Raw genomic sequence first — 22,262 nt, 5'->3', positions numbered from 1 at the left:
CCTAACACTGAACACTATTTACTGAACACTGAACACTAAAGAATGTCGAGCATAATTCAATTACTTCCCGATCATGTTGCCAACCAAATTGCCGCTGGAGAAGTGGTACAAAGACCCGCTTCTGTAGTTAAGGAATTATTAGAAAATGCCGTTGATGCTAAAGCTACCGACATTAAACTCATCATTAAAGATGCCGGAAAATCTTTGGTTCAGGTTATAGATAATGGTCTTGGCATGAGCATCACCGACTCCCGTTTGTGTTTTGAACGTCATGCTACTTCCAAAATCCGTCATGCCGAAGATTTATTCTCTATACATACCAAAGGGTTTCGCGGCGAAGCATTAGCCTCAATTGCAGCTATTGCTCATGTAGAAATGAAAACCAAACAAGACCAAGATGAATTGGGAACGCATATCATCATCGAAGGAAGTAAATTTGTATCTCAAGAACCAGTTGTTTTGCCAAAAGGAACGTCGTTTTTGATTAAGAATTTGTTTTTTAATATTCCAGCACGTCGCAATTTTTTGAAGTCGGAAACCGTAGAACAACGTCATATTGTGGATGAATTTCAGCGTGTAGCCTTGGCGCATCCCAATATTCATTTTACAATGTACCACAACGGAAGCGAGATGTTCAATTTACCCGCCTCAAATTTCAGACAGCGCATTGTCAATATTTTTTCGGGAAAAACAAATGAAAAATTAGTCCCCGTAAAAGAAGAAACCGAAATACTCAATCTACACGGATTTATAGGCAAGCCCGAATTTGCCAAGAAAAATAGAGGAGAGCAGTTCTTTTTTGTCAATAATCGGTTTATAAAGAGCGGTTATCTCCATCATGCGGTCATTGCTGCTTATGATGGTTTGCTTTCCGCTGGTGCACAGCCTAGTTATTTTCTATACTTAGAGGTACCACCGCACACCATTGATATCAATATTCACCCAACGAAAACCGAAATTAAGTTTGATGATGAGCATGCTTTATATGCCATTTTGCGCTCATCTATCAAGCACAGTTTGGGACAGTTTAATGTGGCTCCAGTACTAGATTTTGAAAGAGATTCGAACTTGGATACTCCGTATCAATATCAAAATAAAAAAGCGGATTATCCAACAATTCATGTGGATAGCAACTTCAATCCTTTTTCTGAGGATAGACCTAATAAATCGTTTTCCCTTTCCTCAAATTATAAAAAACCCGAGTCACAACCGAGTTGGGAAAGTTTGTATGTGGGTTTAAAACAAGCTGGACAAGAAATTGCCGAAATGTCTTTTGAGAACGAGTCAGTTACTTCTTCTTTATTTGACGAAACCGATGTGGAACAAGAAGTAAAAAGAACTTATCAAATTCATAAAAAATATATTGTCAGTCCAATAAAATCGGGCATGGTGGTTATTAATCAAAAACGAGCACACGAGCGTGTTTTGTATGAAGAATTTTTAACCAGCATGACAGTGCATCAGGCTTCTAGTCAGCAATTATTGTTTCCGTTGCAGTTGTATTTTTCTTCTGATGAAATTGAATTGTTGGCCGAATTAAAATCCTCTTTAGAAAACACGGGTTTTGTTTTTGAATCTTTTAACGATGATCATGTTTTGATTTCGGGTTTGCCTGTAAATGTTACCGAAAGTGAAATTTCTATCGTTTTGGAAGAGTTACTAAGTGATTTGCAAGATGGAATTCCGGATAGTAGTTTTTGCCAAAATGATACGATTGCCAAATCAATGGCGAAAAGTCTCGCTGTTAGAACGGGAACGTATTTAACTGAAAAAGAACAAGAAAACTTGGTTCACAACCTTTTTGGGTGCAGAGAACCCAATATGTCCCCATTTCAAAAACCAACTTTCATCACCATGAGTGTGGAAGATTTAGATAAAAAATTCAGTCTATGATGCGAATGACCGAAACTGTTAAGCAGTTACTGATTATTAATATTATATTTTATGTGGGTTCTAATATTAATGGTGATTTTGCTTACCATTTATTATCACAATATTATCCAGAAAACCGAAATTTCAGATTTTGGCAACCTTTAACAAGCATGTTTATGCATGCTCCTGTATATGGAAAAGGTAGCTCTGCCGGTTTAATGCACATTGTTTTTAATATGTTTGCTTTAGTATCTTTTGGGAGTGCTTTAGAGCACTATTGGGGAGCGAAAAAATTCATTTTCTTTTATATTTCTTGTGGATTAGGAGCATCACTTTTGTATACGGCAGTAAATTATTTTCAAATTCAATTTGCTTTAGAACAACTTTCAAGTTTGAATTTTTCTAAAAGCGATATTCAAATCCTATTGAGCGCAGATTATAGTAGTGTTTTTGATGAAAAGGGTCAAATGATAGCCAGTAAAGTAAAAACCATTTTAGATAATGCGAAGTGTACGCAGGAACAGTTTAATACTTTAGCTTCAGCGGTACAAACATTTCAATCTACTTCATTAGGCGCATCTGGTGCTATTTATGGATTGTTAACCGCCTTTGCTTTTATGTTTCCCAATGCTGAGTTGGCTTTACTTTTTATTCCAGTTCCGGTAAAAGCTAAGTATTTTGTACCTGGAATTATTGCAATAGATTTATTTTTAGGATTTAAAGGCAGTTCGCTTTTTGGAGCAGGCGGAACCGGAATTGCTCATTTTGCCCACATTGGTGGAGCTTTAACAGGGTTTTTAATGATGTGGTATTGGAAGAAAAATCAGTTTAATAAAAATCGTTGGAATTAGATTATGAGTAGTTTTAAAGAGGACTTAAAATTTCAGTATAGAGTAGGCGGCATTGCCAACAAATTAATATTTTGGAATATTGGCTTTTTTCTATTGTCTATTCCTTTGTTTTATCAGTTTAAATCAGGTGTTTTTGATTATCCTAATTGGTTGGCAGTCTCTTCTGAACCAAACATTGTGCTAACAAAGCCATGGACATTGATTATTTATGCTTTTTTTCATTATGCATTTAATCATTTGTTCTTTAACATGATTGCATTATATTTTTCATCAAGATTGTTTCTTACTTTTTTTACGCAAAAACAATTTATTGGATTATACATGTTGAGTGCTATTTTTTGCTCTTTATGTTTTATTTTAGTCTTTTATGTTTTGGGATGGCAATCAATGATGGTAGGTGCTTCAGGCGCAATAATGGCTTTGCTTATGGCTGTTACTACCTATCAACCATCAATGGACGTAAGATTGTTGTTAATCGGATATTTAAAACTTTGGCAAATAACTGCAACAATACTTTTGTTGAACTTTTTAGTAATGTTTATAGATACTGGTGGTTTTATAGCACATGTTAGCGGTGCTTTTTTTGGCTATATTTACATCAAACTATTGCAAAACGGAACCGATTTAAGTCGAATTGTAGATTCGGTATTGAGTTTATTTAGAAAAAAACAATCGACTCCTTTCAAAAAAGTGCATATAAACCCCAAAAAACCTGCCGTAAAACGAGGCACGAGCGGCAGCGAACTGGCGAAGCAAAGTAAAATTGTTGTTAAAGACAAAACGCAACAGCAGTTAGACGAAATTTTAGATAAAATAAGCCAATCAGGTTATGATAGCTTAACCAGTCAAGAAAAAGAGTTTCTCTTTAAAGCTGGGAAATAAAGAGTTGATGAAAAAATTATCGTGGTTTAATAAAGTCGTATTCGGATTCAATATAGTCGTTACTGTAGTGACTTTTATTGCTTATGTTTTACCGTTTTTGGCACCTAAAGTGTTTCCGCTTCTTTCGGTATTGACCTTAATTTTACCGTTGTTTCTAATTTTAAATGCCTTATTTTTTATGTATTGGCTTTTGCAGTTAAAGCGTCAAGTACTTTTATCTGGATTGGTTTTGTTACTCGGCATAACGTTCATTAATAAATTTTATAAATTTTCGTCAAGCGATATCGTAGAGGAAGAAAAAGATTTTACCGTAATGAGTTATAACGTTCGTTTGTTTAATCTTTTTGATTGGGTAGCGGATGATACTATTGGTAACACCATTTTGAGTTTTATCAACGAACAGAATCCGGATATATTGTGCATTCAGGAATATTCGGAAAATGCCAAAGTAGATTTAAGAGTGTATAAATATAAAGCCGTTTTTATGGATGGTAAACGAATTAAAACAGGACAAGCGATTTTTTCTAAGTATCCCATTTTTAATCAAGGTGATTTTAAAATTTCGACTGCTGGAAATAATATAATATATGCTGATATTAAAAAAGGAAAAGATACTATTCGAGTGTATAATATTCATCTACAATCTATCAAAATTTCTCCTGATGTAAATGAAATCTCTGAGCATGTTGATTCTATTAATCAGAGTAAATCTCAACAACTTTTTACGCGAATTCGAGATGCTTTTACCAAGCAAGAACAACAAGCAGAACTTTTAGTTAAACATAAAAATGACTCTAGGTATCCCGTGATTATTTGTGGCGACATGAATAACAGCCCGTTTTCGTATGTGTATCGCAATATAAAATCTGATTTGAATGATTGTTTTGTAGAAGCTGGAAATGGATTTGGTCAAACGTATAATTTTAAATATTATCCTGCCCGAATTGACTATATTTTCGCCAGCAAAAAAATGAAAGTCAAAAGCTTCACAACGTTTACTAAGTTCGAAAATTCCGATCATTTTCCGATAATGACGAGATTGAGTTTTATGGATTAGTTAGCGGTAATTTTAAACACAAATGAACATCATAGAAAACATGAAAAAAAAACTATCTTTATTGGTATTGCTTGTCTTAATGATCTCATGTAAGACCTACACTATCTCGCCAGAAAATTTCAAAAAACAAATCATTGACAGCACTGCAAATAGTCTGAAGGATGTAAAAGTTAATAATCCTATCTCACCATTTTCCAAAATAGAATATAAAGCTAACAGTTTAAAGTACTTGAATGTTTACGACAAAAATGGTTCTCTTTCATTTATGCAAAATTCCCCTTCCGTAGAAATTCGAGTAACACTCAGAAATGGTAAGCGAAAGATATTTTATCTTGATACAGTTACACTAGAAAATGACACATTGATTGGTGAAAAATCCAGAATATTAGGATTAAAAAACAAAGTGCCTTATAATGAGATTGTCAAAATTGAAGTTCAAGATGGTGGAAAAAAATATCAGTACGAATAGATTAAATAAAATATTTTTTTAAATCGGTACTTCTGATAAAAATAATAACTACCGCTAACAGTCTTTTTCACAACGGCTATTTTTATCTTTCTTAGTCGGAAATTGTCGAAGTGTTAGAAAGGTGTATAACACATCAGAATATCTCGAAACAAAATAATTAAAGTTTCTGTTTTCTTAAATAATCCAACGCATAGCGTCCTTCATTAAACAACAAATCCAAAATAGATAGATTGTTTAAATAACCGTGTTTTTCGCCAAAAACCTGGGTGTACGAATCAAATACAGCGGTGTCTTTTTTTCCGTTTATTAGATTTCTATAATCGGTTTTATCTTCCACTTGATGGAAATATTCAAGGGTTTCGACATAATCAAATTCCAATTTCAAGCATTTAGAGACAATTGACATCGTTTCGAGATTTAAGTCCATTAAAAAGGTATGCTTCTTTTGAAAAATGGGTACAATAGCATCTTCAAAATATTCAAAAAAAGGTGAAGTTCTATAAGCCGCTTCTAAGGATTTAAAATGCTGTTTTTGCCAATCAAAAGCCGTTTCCAATTTAACGTTTTTCATTGATTGGTGCTTTTCTTTACTATGTTTTATGGGAACGTTTAATAACTGAATGCCATTTGGACTGTAAATATACATTCGGTTACGGTTGGTTTGTTTTTGAAAATGATCATCCATTTCAAAAGTCACTAATTCACTTTGGGCAATGGCCACAAAATGACTGATAGATGGGAAGTAGCTTGGATGGATGAGGATGTTCATTTTGGTTTGTAAATGGTTTAAAGTTGTTTAATATGGTTTAAGGTTGTTTTGCGAAAACGGTCACAATTTAAACTTTTAAACAACTTTAAACTCTTAAACTATAAACATTTAAACTTTACTTGCTTTTTTCTTTTTCCAAAAATAATCTCCCACAAAATATAGGGCTAATAAAAACAAGAAGTATTTGAAATACGATTGTGGTTGTCCTTCACCATTAACCGTTGTGAATAGTCGGTCCCAACGGATTTTATTAATCCCTTTTCCGTTACTATCCCAACTCATCCAAATAAAAACGGGTTTTCCAACGATATGGTTTTCAGGAACATAGCCCCAATAACGACTGTCTTCAGAGTTGTGACGGTTGTCACCCATCATCCAGTAGTAGTTTTGTTGAAAGGTATACGTTGTAACTTTTTTGTCATCTACATAAATATCATTTCCAACAACTTTTAAATCATGTTTTTCATAAACCGAAATAATTCTTTTGTAAAATGGTAGTGTTTGAAGATTTAAGGCTACTGTTTTGCCCGCTTCTGGAATGTAAATTGGTCCAAAGTTGTCACCATTCCAATTTGGATTATGCGTAAAAATATTTGATTCACCTTGTTTACTCACTATTTGTGTAACCGATTTAATGCCAGTTACCGTTCTTAAAGTAGCAGCGCCTTCTTTGGTTAAAGCTCTTAAAAATAAAGTATCTCTTGTTTCAGATTTAAATCCGCCACCATCTGTAGAACCCACTTGATTTAATAAATACTCAAAGTCAATATCAGTGTTGTTCATATCATAAGTTACCGCATAACCAAATTGTGGTTTCGCTCTTTCAGGTAAAATTAATTCCTTTCCATTGATATAAACGGTTCCATTTTTAATTTGCAGAGAATCACCAGGAGTTCCTTGACAACGTTTCACATAATTTGATTTTTTGTCCACAGGTTTTAAAATGCTTCTTCCTGAAGTGTCAAAGAATTTATAAACCGTATCGGCTGGCCAGTTAAAAACAACGATTTCATTCTTTTGCGGTTTTTCAAAGCCAGGAAATCTAAAATACGGTAGTTGAGGCCAACTTAAGTAGGATTTTGTTTTTACTAAGGGTAAAGTGTCATGTACCATTGGAGCAGCAACGATTGTCATAGGTGTTCGTGCACCATAATGAAATTTACTAACAAATAAGAAATCACCAATAAGCAATGATTTTTCTAATGAAGAAGTTGGAATCGTATAGGGTTGCATTACATACGTGTGTACTAAAGTTGCCACTACAATAGCAAAAAGTAATGAACTAACGGTATCTCCCGTTTTGGTTTTGGCAACTAAGCTTCTGTCAGCAATGTATTTAACCTCTTGTGTATAATTGATATAATAAATATAAAGTCCACAGGTAAAAATGCCTAACAAAGTATCAGTAGTGGTGTTTTTTCCAAAACTTCTTAAGGTTTCTACCCAAACCACTGGGAACATAATTAAGTTGATTATGGGAATGAATAGGAGTATAGTCCACCACGTTGGTCTGTTGATGATTTTCATTAATACAATGGAATTGTAGACTGGAACAAAAGCTTCCCATCTTTTTCTTCCTGCTTTTTCATATAATTTCCATGTTCCAAGGCCATGAATGATTTGTACGATTAAGATAAATAGTAACCAGTGAAATAATGACATGATAACGAGTTTAAAAGTTGAGTATAAGTTTTAAGTCTTGCTTATTTGTTACAATTTTAAGATTTATTTATGTAAATCCAACACATCTTTCATAGTGAAAACCCCTTTTTTTCCAATAATCCATTCGGCAGCAATGATGGCACCTAAAGCAAAACCTTCGCGGTTGTGAGCTACATGTTTAATCTCGATAAAATCAACATCAGAATTGTAGAAAACACTGTGGGTTCCGGGCACATCGTCAATTCGTTTTACATCTATAAATACGTCATCTTCTTTTGGGTTTTCAATCGCCCAATTATTTTTATCAGAATGATTGATAATTGCATTTGCTAATGAAATGGCAGTTCCGCTTGGTTTGTCGAGTTTTTGGGTATGATGAATTTCTTCCATCGAAACCGTGTAATCTTTGAATTTTGCCATCATCTTAGCTAAATAATCATTGAGTTCAAAGAACAAATTGACACCTAGACTAAAGTTTGAACCATACAAAAAAGCCGCATTTTTTTCTTGGCAAAGTTTTTCGATTAAATGATAATTTTCCAACCAACCCGTTGTTCCGGAAACTACTGGAATACCCAGATTAATAGCTGCCGAAATATTATCAACAGCAACATTTGGCGCACTAAAATCGATTGCTACATCAGCTGAAGACAAGCCATCAAAGGTGTTGAATTCTTCTTTTTTAAGAACAATTTCATGCCCTTTTTCCAATGCAATTCTTTCGATTACCTTGCCCATTTTACCATATCCTAATAGCGCTATTTTCATTTAGAATTTGTAATTAAAAGTTAGACCTAGATTCGGCTTGTAATCGATATCGTTCATATACACATCGGGTTGAAAAGATAGTTTATCACTCACATTGAACTGAATTAAGTGTGCATCAACATTAGCATCAACAATATTTAATATGTAAAAACCTATCGTTACCAAAAGTGATAAATCTCTATTTCGTTGGTAAAAACGTTGGGCTTGAATTAATCTCGAATCATCAAGATATTGATACTGATCATCATTAAATCCAGCTAATCTTCGTTTGTACGCATCGCGATAGCTGTTGTATTTTTTATTATTGTCGATATAAAAATACATACTAGTTCCTATAGCAGCATATACGATTGGGATTTTCCAATATTTTTTATTGTATGCCTGACCTAAACCAGGCAATAAAGCCGAATAGAATGCGGCTTTCGAAGGGCGAAGCGGGTCAATTTCTTTGGATTTTAGCGTGTCTTTTGCTTTTATAGCATCACCAATTTCCTGTGAAAAAATCGATTGATTTCCAAATAGAAGAAATAGTAAAACTATGTAGAAGGCTTTATTCACTATCCTTTTATTAATTTGATAATGCGGTTGAAATCTTCTTCTGAATGAAATGGAATGGTAATTTTTCCTTTTCCATTTCCGGCCACTTTTACGTCAATTTTAGAACCAAAAAAGTTTACAAATGCTTTCTTTTGCGCGTCATCTACTTGGAATGTAGTTGCTTTTTTGGTAGCTTTTGTTGAAGCAGGTTTGATGCTATCCTGATAATTTTTTACCAAAGCTTCGGTCTCACGTACCGATAGATTTTGGCTTACAATTTTTTGATAAATATCCGTTTGAACTTCTTGATTTTCGATATTGATTATGGCGCGACCATGTCCCATACTAATAAATCCATCTCTAATTCCAGTTTGGATAACAGGGTCTAACTTAAGCAATCTTAAGTAGTTAGAAATTGTAGAACGTTTTTTACCAACACGTTCACTCATTTGTTCTTGGGTGAGTTGAATTTCATCTATAAGACGTTGATAGGATAGTGCAATTTCGATTGGGTCTAAGTCATGACGTTGAATATTTTCAACCAGTGCCATGAGTAACGACTCATTATCATTTGCAATTCGGATATACGAAGGAATAGTATTTAAACCTACTAACTTGCATGCACGCAAACGACGTTCGCCCGAAATTAATTGGTATTTATTAAAGTCTAATTTACGAACAGTAATGGGTTGAATTAATCCTAATTCTTTGATTGAAGAAGCCAATTCTTGTAAAGAATCCTCATTAAAATTGGTTCTCGGTTGAAATGGGTTGATTTCGATTGACGCAATGTCCAATTCGATGATATTGCCCACAACTTTGTCTGCGTTTTTATCACCGATAGATTTTATATCATTTTCGGGATCTTTCAATAAGGCAGATAATCCTCTTCCTAAAGCTTGTTTTTGAATCGCTTTTGCCATAGCTTAATTACTATTTTTTTTGATAATTTCATGAGCCAAACTCAGATAATTGCTTGCACCTTTGCTGGTTGCATCGAAGTTAATAATGCTTTCCCCAAAACTTGGTGCTTCGCTTAATTTCACATTTCGTTGAATAATGGTTTTGAATACCATATCGTTAAAATGCTTCTGAACTTCTTCTACCACTTGATTAGACAAACGCAAACGCGAGTCGAACATGGTTAATAAAAGTCCTTCAATATCTAAATTGGCATTATGGATTTTTTGAACACTTTTAATCGTGTTTAACAACTTTCCTAAACCTTCCAAAGCAAAATATTCACATTGAATTGGTATCACCACACTATCAGCAGCGGTTAGAGCGTTTAATGTTAGTAAACCCAAAGATGGCGCACAATCAATTAAGATATAATCGTAATCGTCCTTCACACTTTCTAATGCTTGTTTTAGCATGTACTCGCGGTTTTCTTTATCAACCAACTCAATTTCAATAGCAACCAAATCAATATGTGATGGAATTACCCAAACATTTGGAGCACTGCATGTAATTATAGCTTCTTTTGGAGTATTACTGTGTTCCAAAATTTGATAGGTACCAATTGCTACATTTTCCACATCAATACCCAAACCAGAACTAGCGTTGGCTTGTGGATCAGCATCGATTAAAAGCACTCTTTTTTCTAAAACTCCCAGTGATGCTGCAAGGTTTACAGAAGTTGTTGTTTTTCCAACACCGCCTTTTTGATTGGCAATAGCAATGATTTTACCCATGTATTTTTTGTAGATTTTGAGCGGTAAAAATACAATTATTTATGGCTTTGGCAACGGAATTTTGTTAACATTCTTGTAAAGTTTTTAGAGGAGTGTTCAGTCTTCAGTGGTAAGTGTTCAGTAATCTGACTGCCAACTAAAACCTGCCAACTGACCACTATTATTTACTTCCCTTATTCTTTATCATTGCCTCAAGCATATCCCACATTTCCTGTGGAATTTTTTCTAAGAGATTGAATTGACCTGCGCCCTGTAACCATTCGCCACCATCAATAACAATGACTTCACCATTGATATACGCAGAGAAATCAGAAACCAAATAGGCAGCCAAATTGGCTAATTCTTGATGGTCGCCCACACGTTTCAACGGAACTTTCTTAGACATGTCAAATTTTTCGGCCAAATCGCCCGGCAACAATCGATCCCAAGCGCCTTTGGTAGGAAACGGACCAGGTGCAATGGCGTTCATTCGGATGCCGTATTTTGCCCATTCAACCGCTAAACTTCGGGTCATAGCCAATACTCCGGCTTTGGCAGTAGCACTTGGAACTACATAGCCAGATCCTGTCCAAGCATAGGTAGTTACGATATTCAACACATTGCAATTGGTTTGTTTTTCAGCAATCCAATGTTTGCCAAAAGCCAAGGTACAGTTTTTGGAACCTTTTAAAACGATATCAATAATGGTGTCAAAAGCATTGGCAGATAATCTTTCGGTCGGAGAGATGAAGTTTCCGGCTGCATTGTTAAGTAATACATCCACTTTACCATAGGCTTTTAAAGTTTCAGCAAGCATCGCTTCTACTTGATCGTAATAACGCACATCGCATTGAATAGGCAGACACGTTCCTCCAGTTGCTGCTTCTAATTCGGCTGCAGTAGTTTTTAGTTTTTCTAAATCACGAGAGGTTATGGCTACTTTGGCACCAAGTTCTAAGAAATATTGGGTCATGGCTTTGCCTAGACCACTTCCGCCACCTGTAACTACAATAACTTTATCGGACAACGCATTATCGCGAAGCATTTTTGCTGAAAAATTCATAGGGTTTTATTTTTAGTAAAGATATAATTTTAATTATAATTTTCGCAATTGTTCTGCCGCTTGGAGCAACATAGCGTCATCTTTAGCAAAGCAAAAACGAATGCTTGAATCGTTGCAAAGATTCCTTCGGTGGCACTGGCAATAATTAGAATTTCATCTATTGGATTTACGGCTCTTTGATACGATTGTTGGGTACGTAGTGCAACCGTATCTAAAAGTGGCGGATAACCGCTCATTGGCGTGTATTGCGGCACGTTATCAGATGCCAATTTGGCTACAATATCCGGTAAGCGCTTATCAACTGCAAAGGTTGGAAAACCCTGTGATCGATTTATGGCATTGTGTTGGGCAGCCATTTTTGATATTATGGAAAAAATGCTCGTTCCGATAGTGGGAAGCTTTAACATCGCTACTAATTGAAAAATAAAAGTACAAAAAAAGCACCTCAAACAAGGTGCTTTTATATATCGGGCTATTTTTTTATTCTTTTTTTGGATCTACATTTTTATCAGAAGCCGACATGTCTCTAATGCAAACATATTTACCTTCTCTTTTTTCAAATACGGCAATAAAATTTCCTGTATATAAAGGAGTACTTGTGGAATCGGAGACACGGTAGTTTCCAATTTCTACTACCTGAATTCCGTCAGCTGATGGAAAAATTTCATTGACTACAAAGGCAATTTGATAGCCTTTCGGGAAATTAGCCAAATCTTCTTTAATCGATTTTTCAATAGCGGCCTTACCTACTAAAGGAGGTTTGTTTTGACTAAAACTACTCGCATCTGCGGCATAATATTCTTCTGCCTTTACGCTACGTTCGTTAAACATTTCAGCCATTTTATTTTCGATGGCTTGTATTTCATTTTTGATTTGCTCTTTGTCAATGACTACCTCTTCCGTTTTTGGTTTGCAGCCAATAACTAATGCTAAAATGGTCACAACAACGACACTGTTTAAAATCTTGTTTTTCATATAATGGTTGATTTAAATGGTTTATTTTTAATTGCATTACATAATTTAGGGCATATAAATATAATAATAAAATGTTTAAACTGTGCAAGTGTTTTCAAATTTTATTATTGATTTTTTGATTTGTGATGGTGATTCTTGGCAAATTAATGTTGGGACTCTGTTTCTTTAACTAGTTGTCACAAAAATGTTCGTATTGAAAATTTTGTGACAAAAAATGGCGCAAAAAAAATGTTTTAAAAAAAATTGTGACAAAAAAATTTAAAAAGTTGCTTGTTGGTTGATTTAAATATGAGATTTTGCGGAGCTGTATTGTTATTTGCCACACGAAAGGATTGCGGTAGCGGTGAGATTAAGAACAAATAAGAGTAAATTTTACAAGTAACTAACGCACTTCAATATAAAAGCATATAAAAACAGTAACACTGCGTTACTGTTTTTTTTTGGTTTAAGTGTAGTGCAAAAAAAATGTTTTGAAAAATTATGATACAAAAAATGTAGCATAAAATACGTTTTGAAAAATTATGATACAATAAGTGTAGCATAAAATACGTTTTGAAAAAAAATGCCACAAAAAGTTTGGCAAAATTTTTTGCTTTGAAAAAATTGCCACAAAACAAAATTGATATAAAGTTACTTGTTGGTTGATTTAAATATGAGATTTTGAGGAGCTGTGTTGTTATTTGCAATACGAAAGGATTCGTTTAGTAGCGGTTAGTTTAATTACAAAATTAATGAATCAAATTTTTCAGTTTCTATTAAACTTGAAATTGAATTGTCCTTTTTGTGTTTAGCTACTAACAATCTATTATTATTTGTATAAAAACATTTACCATTTAATAATTTAAAATTATTCTCAACCAATTCTTTTGCTTCACTTTTGGAAAGTTGTTTTTCGAATATCTCAAAAGAAGATTTAGTAGAATCATTAAAGAATGCAACAAATTGTTTTCTGAATTTTGATTTAGTAATATCTCTAAATTCTAAAATTTTAGTATCACTAAAAGAAGAATATGACTTTAATACATATAGGAAATTTATTTTATATTGATGTACAAACAAAGTGTCTCTATCAAATAATCTATCTTCAAAATGGAATGATTTAATTGGTTCTACTTTTTTTGGAATTAAATGATGTTCTTCAAAATCGTGAACATTTTCTATATATCCATAAATGAAAAAGTTTGGAGTAATGTTATATCCTTCTGTTATTTCATCTCTATATCTAATATTCTCTTTGTAGAAATCATTTTTATTTAGTAAATCGATGTTAAATTGAATTACATTTTTAGCATATGTAAATTGTTTGTATTTAGATAATTTACCTGCTTCTTTACCTGATTTGTAATATTTAGAATCACCAATATAGAAAATGTCTGATGTATCAATTAATGATTTATAATCAAAAATATGGTCAATTATTTTGCCATCATCATTGTATTTTAATTCATCTAATGATACGCTATCAACTTCTTTCTTTTCGTCTAATTTGTCAGAAAATAGTTTGTCAACCATATCTTCAAATACTATGTTATAGTTTCTTACTGATATGAATTCTTCTTTTTTCTTTTTACTACTACTTGTGTCTGTTTTAGAAAAATAAAGCTCACACAAAACATACATTCTTTTTAAAGTGTCTGAGAAATAACGGTACTTTATTCTCTTTAATTTAGACAAACCATTCTTTTGTAGTTTTTCAAACTTTTCTCCTTTAATAAGGTTATAACTTGGATCAATTTTAAGATGTAATTGATGTTCTTTATTAAAATGATTTAAAATTGAAAAGAAATAGGTTAGTAACTCTTCTTCAGTATTTACAACTTTCTTTTTGTTATTAATTTCAATATAAATAGGCATATTGTTTGAAGAAATAAGTGGTAAAGATTTTCTAATGGTTTTGTCCCATTTAGGTTTCTTTACTTGATTAGATTTATATTCAATATGCTTATATAGAATTGTGTTTTTGTTCTTTTTGTAAAAGTTTACAAAGCTTAAAAGCAAGTCTAAATAAGAATATTCTAAATCGCCAAGATTTGTGTTTAATTCAAATGCTAAAGAAGACTCAATAATTGAAGTGTCTTTTATTCTCCTTTTATATTCGGTAAGACTATTATAGAAATAAACTAATAACTTTCGTATCCAGTTGTATTTTTCGTCATGTTTGAAAGTTTCTAATTTTTCGAAATTATATAAATCATCAGTAGAAATGTCAAAAACAGTTTGATTTTCTCCGTCATCAATCATAAAGACTTTAGGTAACATGTAAACTAGTTCTTTTTTTTCAAAAGAATGATAATATCCTACCGAAATTATTTTGCCAACATTTCCGTTTTGATTGTAAAATTTAGGATCGTCAAAAACAAATTTTAAGTCGTCAATTGAATAATCTTCGCCTTCGATTAGAATTTTCATTTAAACAATAGTTGGTTCAATATTTACTGCTTTTAAAACTTTTAGAATTTCAGTTTTACCATTAGTTTTAATAGGAAAGAAATCTTCATAAGAGGTTCCTTTTTCAAATATAGAATCTGAATTGTCCTCATCTTTAAAAACATCATTCCATAAATAGAAAATAGCTTTGTTTACAAACTCTTTTAAAGTGATTTCTTTAGAATCCGATTTTATAAAATAGTTCCCAATACATTTATCCATACCAAGATTTGGATTTGTCTTGATAACTGCATTTACATTTTTAATGAAATTAATCCATTCAAATGTATTTGAATCGTCAATGATTACTTTATATCCAAAAGATTCATTTTCTGGAATATCATCATAACAAATAGGAATATATTCCCAATCCCATCTTCTTTTAAAAGCACTATCCATTGGAAAAAGGGATTGGTCAGAAGTATTCATTGTGGCAAGAATAGAAAGGTTAGGAGGGAGTTTTAAACCATTTCTTATTCCATCTTTATTAGTAAGCACTTTATTCAAATGCTCTTTTAATTCGTTTGATGGAGATACAGTATAATTACTATTCCTATCTAATAGTTGAAAAATATCGCCAAAGATTTCAGCACAGTTTCCTCTGTTGATTTCTTCTATAGCTAAGTAATATTGATTATCTAAATCATTCCATGCTTTAGAATAGATATTAGTAAAGGCTTGTGGAACAAATTCATAATGAACTTCGTGTTCAGTGTATTCTTCATCATCTTTGTCTGTGTACATAACATCTTTAGATATAGGTCTATAACCACCAACAAAAGAGGCATGGTCAAATTCAGGATGGAATGTTATTCTTTCGTAGAATTGTGAACTTAATATTTTTAAAACTTCATTAACTTTATGAGATTTTCCAGTACCTGGGGCACCATAATAAATTATTTGTTCTGTTTTCTGTAGTGGCGATGAATTATTATCTTTTCCTTTTGAAATTAATCTAAAAAGATTATCATCTTTTATTATTTCTAAATTGTTATTAGTAATTGAAGCTAAGTATTTATTGAAATTTAGCAGGCTTAATCCTCGAGAGTCAGAATTCCATTGGGTAGTAAAATATGAATATTCATTATCTAAAATTGTAATTGCTTCTTCAAAGTATCTTTTAGTATTACTAGATTTTAATTTACTAATTTCTAGTGGTTTGTCAAAAATTGCAAAAATTATTTCAAATCCAAAAAAAACTGGGATTGTTAGACCTTTATATTTTCGATCCTCAATAATGCTATCTTTAATTTCATGACCTCTAAAAACAGTTTCTTCTCCATATTCATTTAAAACATATCTAAATGATTCAAATATTATATTTCTTAAGAATTTATCTTCAATTAAATAAGTCTCAACTTCATTAATATCTATAATAGATTGTTTTAAATATAACTCATAATCTTTCTGTAAAAGATCATTTAACTCTTGATGCTCACTTAATGTATAAGCTAAATCAGCAATATAAGATTGAGAATTATTAATTACACTAGCTAAACTTAAAATTGATGACACATAATAATCTGTTCTATCGATAGTTTTACTTCCAAACCACCATTCGTAATCAGTTAAAAATCGTCTAAATCTATCAGCGGTTGTATTATCTTGAAATTCTTTAATTATTTTGTTTTCCGTTTCAGAATCAATTATTTTATTATCTCTGATTGAGTTAATTGTAGCTTTATCAATTCGTAATTCGTTAACTTTATCCTTGTAAATTTTTAATGCTGATATGTATCTATTAAAAAATGATGCAATTACAAACCATTGATTAGGTACAATTATTAATAAATTTGTTGCAGTAGAAACTACTGAAGTGTAATTATAAAAAGTAATATTGTAATAAGGAAGTAATTCTTTGAACTTTGATTTGAATTCAATTGAAAAAATAAACTCTTTTTTATCATAATCATCACTTCTTCGTTTAGCTTCTAATGCTAATTTGTTTAAATCTTCCAACATGTTTATAGTAATTGTTTTTTAATTTCATTAAAGACAGTTTGTATCACAGGAACGGAAACACTATTTCCAAATTGTTTGTATGCTTGATTATCAGAAACTGGAATTACGTAATTTTTTGGATAACCTTGTAAATTGGCAGCTTCTCTTGGTGTTAGTTTTCTAGGGTTTTTATCTTTTTGCTCAATTAATATTTCGCTTCCGTCTTTATAATATCTTGCAGATATTGTGCTAGTATATTGTGCGTTTTTGTCAAAAGAAGAAAAACCAAATCCATTTCCTTTTTCTTTATGTTCTTTTCTTCTTCTTATATGTCCTTCATACAATCTATCTGATATTGTATATTTTTCTTCTGGATTTTTAATGAGGATATCTCCAACTTTAGTATGTTTAATTTTAAATAAATCATCTTTTTCATAAATAATGTTTTCTTCAAAATCAATACCTAAAGGAAACTTAAAAGTTTTATTTTTATCTTTTAACCAAGCAACAATAAATATTCTTTCACGATTTTGTGGGACTCCAAAATTTTTGGAATTCAAAATTTCAGTTTTTACTTCGTAGCCTAAACTATTTAGAGTTTTAACAATTGTTTTTAAAGTATTTCCTTTATCATGATTTTTTAATCCTTTGACATTTTCTAAAAATATTACATCAATAGGATTTTTACTTTCAATCCTTCTATTTATTATATCCGCAACATCAAAAAATAAAGTTCCTCTAGTGTCTTCAAAGCCTTTTTTTAATCCTGCATGAGAAAATGGTTGACATGGGAAACCACCACAAAGCACATTAAAGTCATTTGGAATAAATGATTTTGTGCTTTCTTTAGTAATATCTCCGAAAGGAGTTTCTCCAAAATTTGCACGATAAGTTTTCTTTGCATATTCATCCCATTCAGATGTAAAAATACATTTTCCACCTAAATTTTGCAGAGCCAATCTAAACCCACCAATTCCAGCAAATAAATCAATAAATTTAAATGTATAATTTTCTGGAGTAGGGAAAGGAACGTTTTCAACTTCAAAAAGCAGTTGTTGTATGGCTACATCAGAAACAAAAGATAAATTTTCTTCACGATTTTTATATTCAATTATTTGATTTAAATATTCTATAGCATCTTTTTCAAAATAAGATTTTACTCCATTTCTATAATTGTGTAAATAATGAGTTAACACAGCTTTTCTGTTATCGTCTTCTTCAAAAAAGCTAATTTTAAATTTTTTACCGTCAAATTCATCGATTGATATTTTTTCTTTCATTTTCATTTCTTAAAACTTTTATCACTGAAGAATGTTGCAAAATCAGTTTCTAATCCATTAATAACTTTTTCGATTATTTCAATCGAAGCATTTCTTTTTCCTTTTTCTATATCCGAGATATAGTTTCTGTCAACGTTCGAAATATTAGCTAATTGCTCAATAGAGAAGCCTTTTTCTTCTCTTAGTACTTTTACTTTTTGTCCGAATTTTTCTTTAATATTCATGTGTTTAAATTTAAAATGATGCTTACAATTGACCCGCCTACGATAGTAAGCATAGTTAGGTACTTGTCAACAAAGTTTTCAGATAGGTACAAACAAAAAAAACACCCACTTCACAGCGGGTGTTTCTACCAAACTATAAACTCTTTTATTTCGTAAACGGGCTCTCGTAGTTAAGTACCGTTTTGAAATGGTTGACCACAAAAGCATGCTCTTCGGGTGGTGACATTTTTACGGCTGTCTTGGTTTCTATTTTGAGGTGGTCGTATTTGTGTTCTTCGCGGATGAGGTTGTATAACTCAGTTTTTGCGGTGGTAGGACCAAAGAGGAGGATTTCGTCATACTCTTTAAGAATAGTGATAAGATTTTTATAATAGTCTTTTAGATGTTGGTTCTCTTTGTGGTGCAACAAACTTTCACTGTGTTGCACGCCTTCTTGGTTGTCTAATCCTTTGAGGTCTGATTTTACCGTTGTTGCTTTGAGTTCTTCCGTATTATATTCGATCACACGGGCGGTGGTATGGTCTAACCAAATGCCGACTTTTTTTGTTGCTTTCATTTTCTTTGATTTTAACGATTAGTAAATTAGTCTTCTGAGTGAACAGACGGCCAATTTTTGTACTTTAAAGTTACGAATTATTGGTGGGAAAAGCGAGGGCAATGGGTTTTATTTTGGGAGTGGTATACCTTTTTAAACCTGACAGGTTTCAAAAACCTGTCAGGTTTGTGAGACTAAATTCCTAAAAATGTCTCAATTGCAAAATAATTCCTTTTTTGTTTATGGACATTTTTAAAATTCTCAACGTCGGTAAACATTTCTAGTACTTCTTTGCGTTTTATTTTTGTTGGCTTGTCTGAAAGGCATGTTATATAGGAACTCCATGGATATTCCAATGGATGTTCACATATATTGTGATGAACGGGATTGTTATGAATGTAGGTGATGAGGTTTTGGAAATAACTTTCATTTTCGATGAGCTTTCTTTTAAAAGGCCTTTCGAACATTGGACCATGTCTATGATTACTTTTATTAAATGCTTTGGTATAGGCATTAAATAAATTTGAAAAGGATTGAGAGGGTAAAATTTTCTTTTCGGTAGTTATTTTTTCAACGTCTTTAATTCTTACTAAAAAGTGAAAGTGATTTTTCATTAAACACCAAGCAAAAGTTTCTGCAATTGGGTCAATGTGTTTGTCGTACAGTTTTAAGAAATATTCGTAATTACTGTTTTCATTGAATATGACATCACTGTTTATACCACGGTTATAAATGTGATAAAGTTTCCCGTTTTTAAGAGGTTGAATTGTTTTCATTGTTTAGACTTGACAGGATTTTAAAACCTGTCAGGTCTAGCGAAAATAGTAATGAAATTTTTAATAGTGATACACTTAAAGTGTACATTTTAAATAAAAAACACCCACTGTAAAGTGAGCGCTTGTTGTTATGGATTCCCGCCTCCGCGGGAATGACAAATAGGTTAATCTTCCAACAAAACTTCTAAGATACTAATAGCGGCTTCACTTATCTTAGTGCCAGGGTAAAAACAGCAAACACTTCGGAATCTCTTGGGGCGGCTTCGACAAAATGTTTTCCAATGCTTCGACATTTTGTCTACCGTATTGGCAACAAAAAAAATCCCTCGAGGGAACATCAAACCTGACAGGTTTCAAAAACCTGTCAGGTTTGGTTAGTCTTGCAATAACACTTCTAAAATACTAATGGCCGCTTCACTTATCTTAGTACCAGGGCCAAATACTGCAACGGCTCCGGCATCAAACAAGAATTGGTAGTCTTGTGGCGGAATAACGCCACCCACGATGACCATGATGTCTTCGCGACCGTAATTTTTTAATTCTTCTATCACTTGAGGAACAAGTGTTTTATGTCCGGCTGCTAGTGAGGAAACGCCTAGAATATGAACATCATTTTCTACGGCTTGCTTGGCGGCTTCGGCTGGCGTTTGAAATAATGGACCAATATCCACATCAAAACCCACATCGGCATAACCCGTAGCAACTACTTTGGCACCACGGTCGTGACCGTCTTGTCCCATTTTGGCAATCATAATACGTGGTCGACGTCCTTCTTTCTTCGCGAAAGCGTCGGCTAATTGTTTGGCTTTTTCAAAGCTTTGGTCGTTTTTGATTTCTTTACTATACACGCCGCTGAAACTTCTAATTTGTGCTTTGTATCTGCCAAAAACTTCTTCGAGCGCATCACTGATTTCACCTAGTGTGGCTCTGTTTCGGGCAGCTTCTATGGCTAAAGATAGTAAATTATCGTTTGCATTCTTAGCACAATCCGTTAATTTTGCTAAGCATGCTGTTACTTTTTCAGTATCACGTGACGCTTTTATCTGTTGCAATTGTTCGATTTGTTGCTTACGAACCATATCGTTATCCACATCTAAAATCTGCAACGGATCTTCTTTATCCAAGCGGTATTGGTTCACGCCTACGATAATATCTTGGCTGCTGTCAATTCGAGCTTGCTTTCGAGCTGCGGCTTCCTCAATGCGCAATTTTGGAATTCCAGCTTCGATAGCTTTGGTCATGCCGCCTAATTCTTCTACTTCTTCAATGAGTTTCCAAGCGTTTTGGGCAATTTCATTGGTTAAACTTTCTACATAATAACTGCCTGCCCAAGGATCAACCGTTTTGCAGATTTTGGTTTCTTCTTGTAAAAATATCTGAGTATTTCGTGCAATTCGAGCCGAAAAATCGGTGGGTAATGCAATGGCTTCATCTAATGCATTGGTGTGTAAGGATTGCGTTCCACCAAAGGCTGCAGCAGCGGCTTCAATGCACGTTCGTGCCACATTGTTAAACGGATCTTGTTCGGTTAAACTCCATCCCGAAGTTTGACAATGCGTTCGTAAGGCCAACGATTTTTCGTCTTGTGGGTTGAATTGTTTTAAAAGTTTTGCCCACAACATTCTGCCCGCGCGCATTTTGGCAATTTCCATAAAATGGTTCATACCAATCGCCCAAAAGAACGAAAGGCGAGGAGCAAACGCATCGATTTTCATTCCGGTTGCTAATCCGGTTCGAATGTATTCTAAACCATCAGCTAAGGTGTAGGCTAACTCTATATCTGCCGTAGCTCCCGCTTCTTGCATGTGATAGCCTGAAATAGAGATGGAATTGAACTTTGGCATGTTCTTGCTGGTATATTCAAAAATATCAGCGATAATTTTCATGGAAGGAGTTGGCGGATAGATATAGGAATTACGCACCATAAACTCTTTCAAAATGTCATTCTGTATGGTTCCAGATAATTTCTCAGGAGAAACACCTTGTTCTTCGGCAGCTACAATATAGAACGCCATAATAGGTAAAACGGCACCATTCATAGTCATAGAAACCGACATTTCGTCGAGCGGAATTTGATCGAATAGAACTTTCATATCTTCCACCGAATCGATGGCAACACCTGCTTTTCCGACATCGCCAAAAACGCGTTCGTGGTCAGAATCATATCCTCGGTGTGTAGCCAAGTCAAATGCTACTGATAATCCTTTTTGTCCTGCAGCTAAATTTCTTCTATAAAAAGCATTGCTTTCTTCAGCTGTTGAAAACCCAGCATACTGACGAATTGTCCAAGGGCGACGCACATACATCGTGGCATACGGACCGCGAAGGTTAGGGGCAAAGCCGGCTCCGAAACCAATGTGTTCGAGATTTTCTATATCTTTTTCAGAATAGGATGGTCTAAGTTCGATTCCTTCAGCAGTAAGAAAGTTTTCTTTTTCTTGCTTCTTGCCTCTTGCTTCTTGCTTCTTTATTTTTATATGTTGGATGTTTTTTCTCATAGC

Annotated in this window: 21 protein-coding genes; 5 read left to right on the top strand and 16 right to left on the bottom strand. The window is 33.2% G+C overall.

What is annotated here, in order from left to right:
- Positions 1–42 precede the first annotated feature (42 nt).
- From mutL to ACIQ2L_RS07480, 5 genes are read left to right on the top strand one after another with little or no spacing between them, the layout of a single operon-like run.
- On the top strand, positions 43–1,893 hold the full coding sequence (mutL, locus tag ACIQ2L_RS07500) for a DNA mismatch repair endonuclease MutL (RefSeq protein WP_396157556.1): 1,851 nt from the start codon (positions 43–45) through the stop codon (positions 1,891–1,893).
- Positions 1,890–2,723, top strand: a complete 834-nt coding sequence (locus ACIQ2L_RS07495; protein WP_396157555.1) for a rhomboid family intramembrane serine protease — start codon at positions 1,890–1,892, stop codon at positions 2,721–2,723. Before mutL ends, ACIQ2L_RS07495 begins: the two co-directional genes overlap by 4 nt.
- 3 nt (positions 2,724–2,726) lie before the next feature.
- Entirely contained in the window at positions 2,727–3,605 is an 879-nt protein-coding gene (locus ACIQ2L_RS07490; RefSeq protein ID WP_396157554.1) for a rhomboid family intramembrane serine protease, read from the top strand.
- A gap of 7 nt (positions 3,606–3,612) precedes the next feature.
- The gene (locus ACIQ2L_RS07485; RefSeq protein WP_396157553.1) at positions 3,613–4,662 is read left to right on the top strand and encodes an endonuclease/exonuclease/phosphatase family protein; all 1,050 of its coding nucleotides are present in this window, start codon (positions 3,613–3,615) and stop codon (positions 4,660–4,662) included.
- Positions 4,663–4,702: 40 nt separating this feature from the next.
- Positions 4,703–5,131 carry a hypothetical protein gene (locus tag ACIQ2L_RS07480; RefSeq protein ID WP_396157552.1) on the top strand — a complete coding sequence of 143 codons (429 nt, stop codon included), beginning with the start codon at positions 4,703–4,705 and terminating at the stop codon, positions 5,129–5,131.
- 157 nt (positions 5,132–5,288) lie between these two features.
- Here ACIQ2L_RS07480 and ACIQ2L_RS07475 read toward each other — a convergent pair whose 3' ends face one another.
- From ACIQ2L_RS07475 to scpA, 16 genes are all read right to left on the bottom strand, one after another.
- Complete coding sequence (locus ACIQ2L_RS07475) at positions 5,289–5,900, bottom strand: WbqC family protein (RefSeq protein ID WP_396157551.1); 612 nt, start codon at positions 5,898–5,900, stop codon at positions 5,289–5,291.
- 108 nt (positions 5,901–6,008) lie between these two features.
- Complete coding sequence (gene lepB, locus ACIQ2L_RS07470; protein WP_396157550.1) at positions 6,009–7,562, bottom strand: signal peptidase I; 1,554 nt, start codon at positions 7,560–7,562, stop codon at positions 6,009–6,011.
- Positions 7,563–7,625: 63 nt separating this feature from the next.
- Entirely contained in the window at positions 7,626–8,330 is a 705-nt protein-coding gene (dapB, locus tag ACIQ2L_RS07465; RefSeq protein ID WP_396157549.1) for a 4-hydroxy-tetrahydrodipicolinate reductase, read from the bottom strand.
- Positions 8,331–8,888, bottom strand: a complete 558-nt coding sequence (locus ACIQ2L_RS07460; protein WP_396157548.1) for a DUF5683 domain-containing protein — start codon at positions 8,886–8,888, stop codon at positions 8,331–8,333.
- Complete coding sequence (locus ACIQ2L_RS07455; RefSeq protein ID WP_396157547.1) at positions 8,888–9,790, bottom strand: ParB/RepB/Spo0J family partition protein; 903 nt, start codon at positions 9,788–9,790, stop codon at positions 8,888–8,890. The genes ACIQ2L_RS07460 and ACIQ2L_RS07455 overlap by 1 nt, the downstream gene beginning before the upstream one ends.
- 3 nt (positions 9,791–9,793) lie before the next feature.
- Positions 9,794–10,561 carry a ParA family protein gene (locus ACIQ2L_RS07450; RefSeq protein ID WP_396157546.1) on the bottom strand — a complete coding sequence of 256 codons (768 nt, stop codon included), beginning with the start codon at positions 10,559–10,561 and terminating at the stop codon, positions 9,794–9,796.
- A 160-nt stretch (positions 10,562–10,721) separates the two neighbouring features.
- Positions 10,722–11,603, bottom strand: a complete 882-nt coding sequence (locus tag ACIQ2L_RS07445; RefSeq protein ID WP_396157545.1) for an SDR family oxidoreductase — start codon at positions 11,601–11,603, stop codon at positions 10,722–10,724.
- Positions 11,604–11,632: 29 nt separating this feature from the next.
- Positions 11,633–11,959 (bottom strand): hypothetical protein, encoded by a 327-nt coding sequence (locus ACIQ2L_RS07440; RefSeq protein WP_396157544.1) that lies wholly within the window; start codon positions 11,957–11,959, stop codon positions 11,633–11,635.
- A gap of 124 nt (positions 11,960–12,083) precedes the next feature.
- Entirely contained in the window at positions 12,084–12,578 is a 495-nt protein-coding gene (locus ACIQ2L_RS07435; protein ID WP_396157543.1) for a YybH family protein, read from the bottom strand.
- Between the two features lie 720 nt (positions 12,579–13,298).
- A complete protein-coding gene (locus tag ACIQ2L_RS07430) occupies positions 13,299–14,987 on the bottom strand; it encodes a hypothetical protein (RefSeq protein ID WP_396157542.1) in 1,689 nt (562 codons plus the stop codon).
- Positions 14,988–16,967: an AAA family ATPase gene (locus ACIQ2L_RS07425; protein ID WP_396157541.1), complete on the bottom strand. Its 1,980-nt coding sequence runs from the start codon at positions 16,965–16,967 to the stop codon at positions 14,988–14,990.
- 2 nt (positions 16,968–16,969) lie between these two features.
- Positions 16,970–18,226: a DNA cytosine methyltransferase gene (locus ACIQ2L_RS07420; RefSeq protein ID WP_396157540.1), complete on the bottom strand. Its 1,257-nt coding sequence runs from the start codon at positions 18,224–18,226 to the stop codon at positions 16,970–16,972.
- Positions 18,227–18,228: 2 nt separating this feature from the next.
- Positions 18,229–18,450 carry a helix-turn-helix domain-containing protein gene (locus ACIQ2L_RS07415; protein WP_396157539.1) on the bottom strand — a complete coding sequence of 74 codons (222 nt, stop codon included), beginning with the start codon at positions 18,448–18,450 and terminating at the stop codon, positions 18,229–18,231.
- Positions 18,451–18,595: 145 nt separating this feature from the next.
- Positions 18,596–19,006: a hypothetical protein gene (locus tag ACIQ2L_RS07410; RefSeq protein ID WP_396157537.1), complete on the bottom strand. Its 411-nt coding sequence runs from the start codon at positions 19,004–19,006 to the stop codon at positions 18,596–18,598.
- Between the two features lie 173 nt (positions 19,007–19,179).
- Positions 19,180–19,761: a transposase gene (locus ACIQ2L_RS07405; protein ID WP_396157536.1), complete on the bottom strand. Its 582-nt coding sequence runs from the start codon at positions 19,759–19,761 to the stop codon at positions 19,180–19,182.
- 374 nt (positions 19,762–20,135) lie between these two features.
- Positions 20,136–22,259 carry a methylmalonyl-CoA mutase gene (scpA, locus tag ACIQ2L_RS07400; protein ID WP_396157535.1) on the bottom strand — a complete coding sequence of 708 codons (2,124 nt, stop codon included), beginning with the start codon at positions 22,257–22,259 and terminating at the stop codon, positions 20,136–20,138.
- Between the last annotated feature and the right edge of the window lie 3 nt (positions 22,260–22,262).

The sequence above is a fragment of the Flavobacterium sp. genome, assembly GCF_044369455.1.
Classification (GTDB): Bacteria; Bacteroidota; Bacteroidia; order Flavobacteriales; family Flavobacteriaceae; genus Flavobacterium.
The sequence above is the reverse complement of the archived record's forward strand: the minus strand, read 5'-3'. Positions and strand labels throughout refer to the sequence as shown.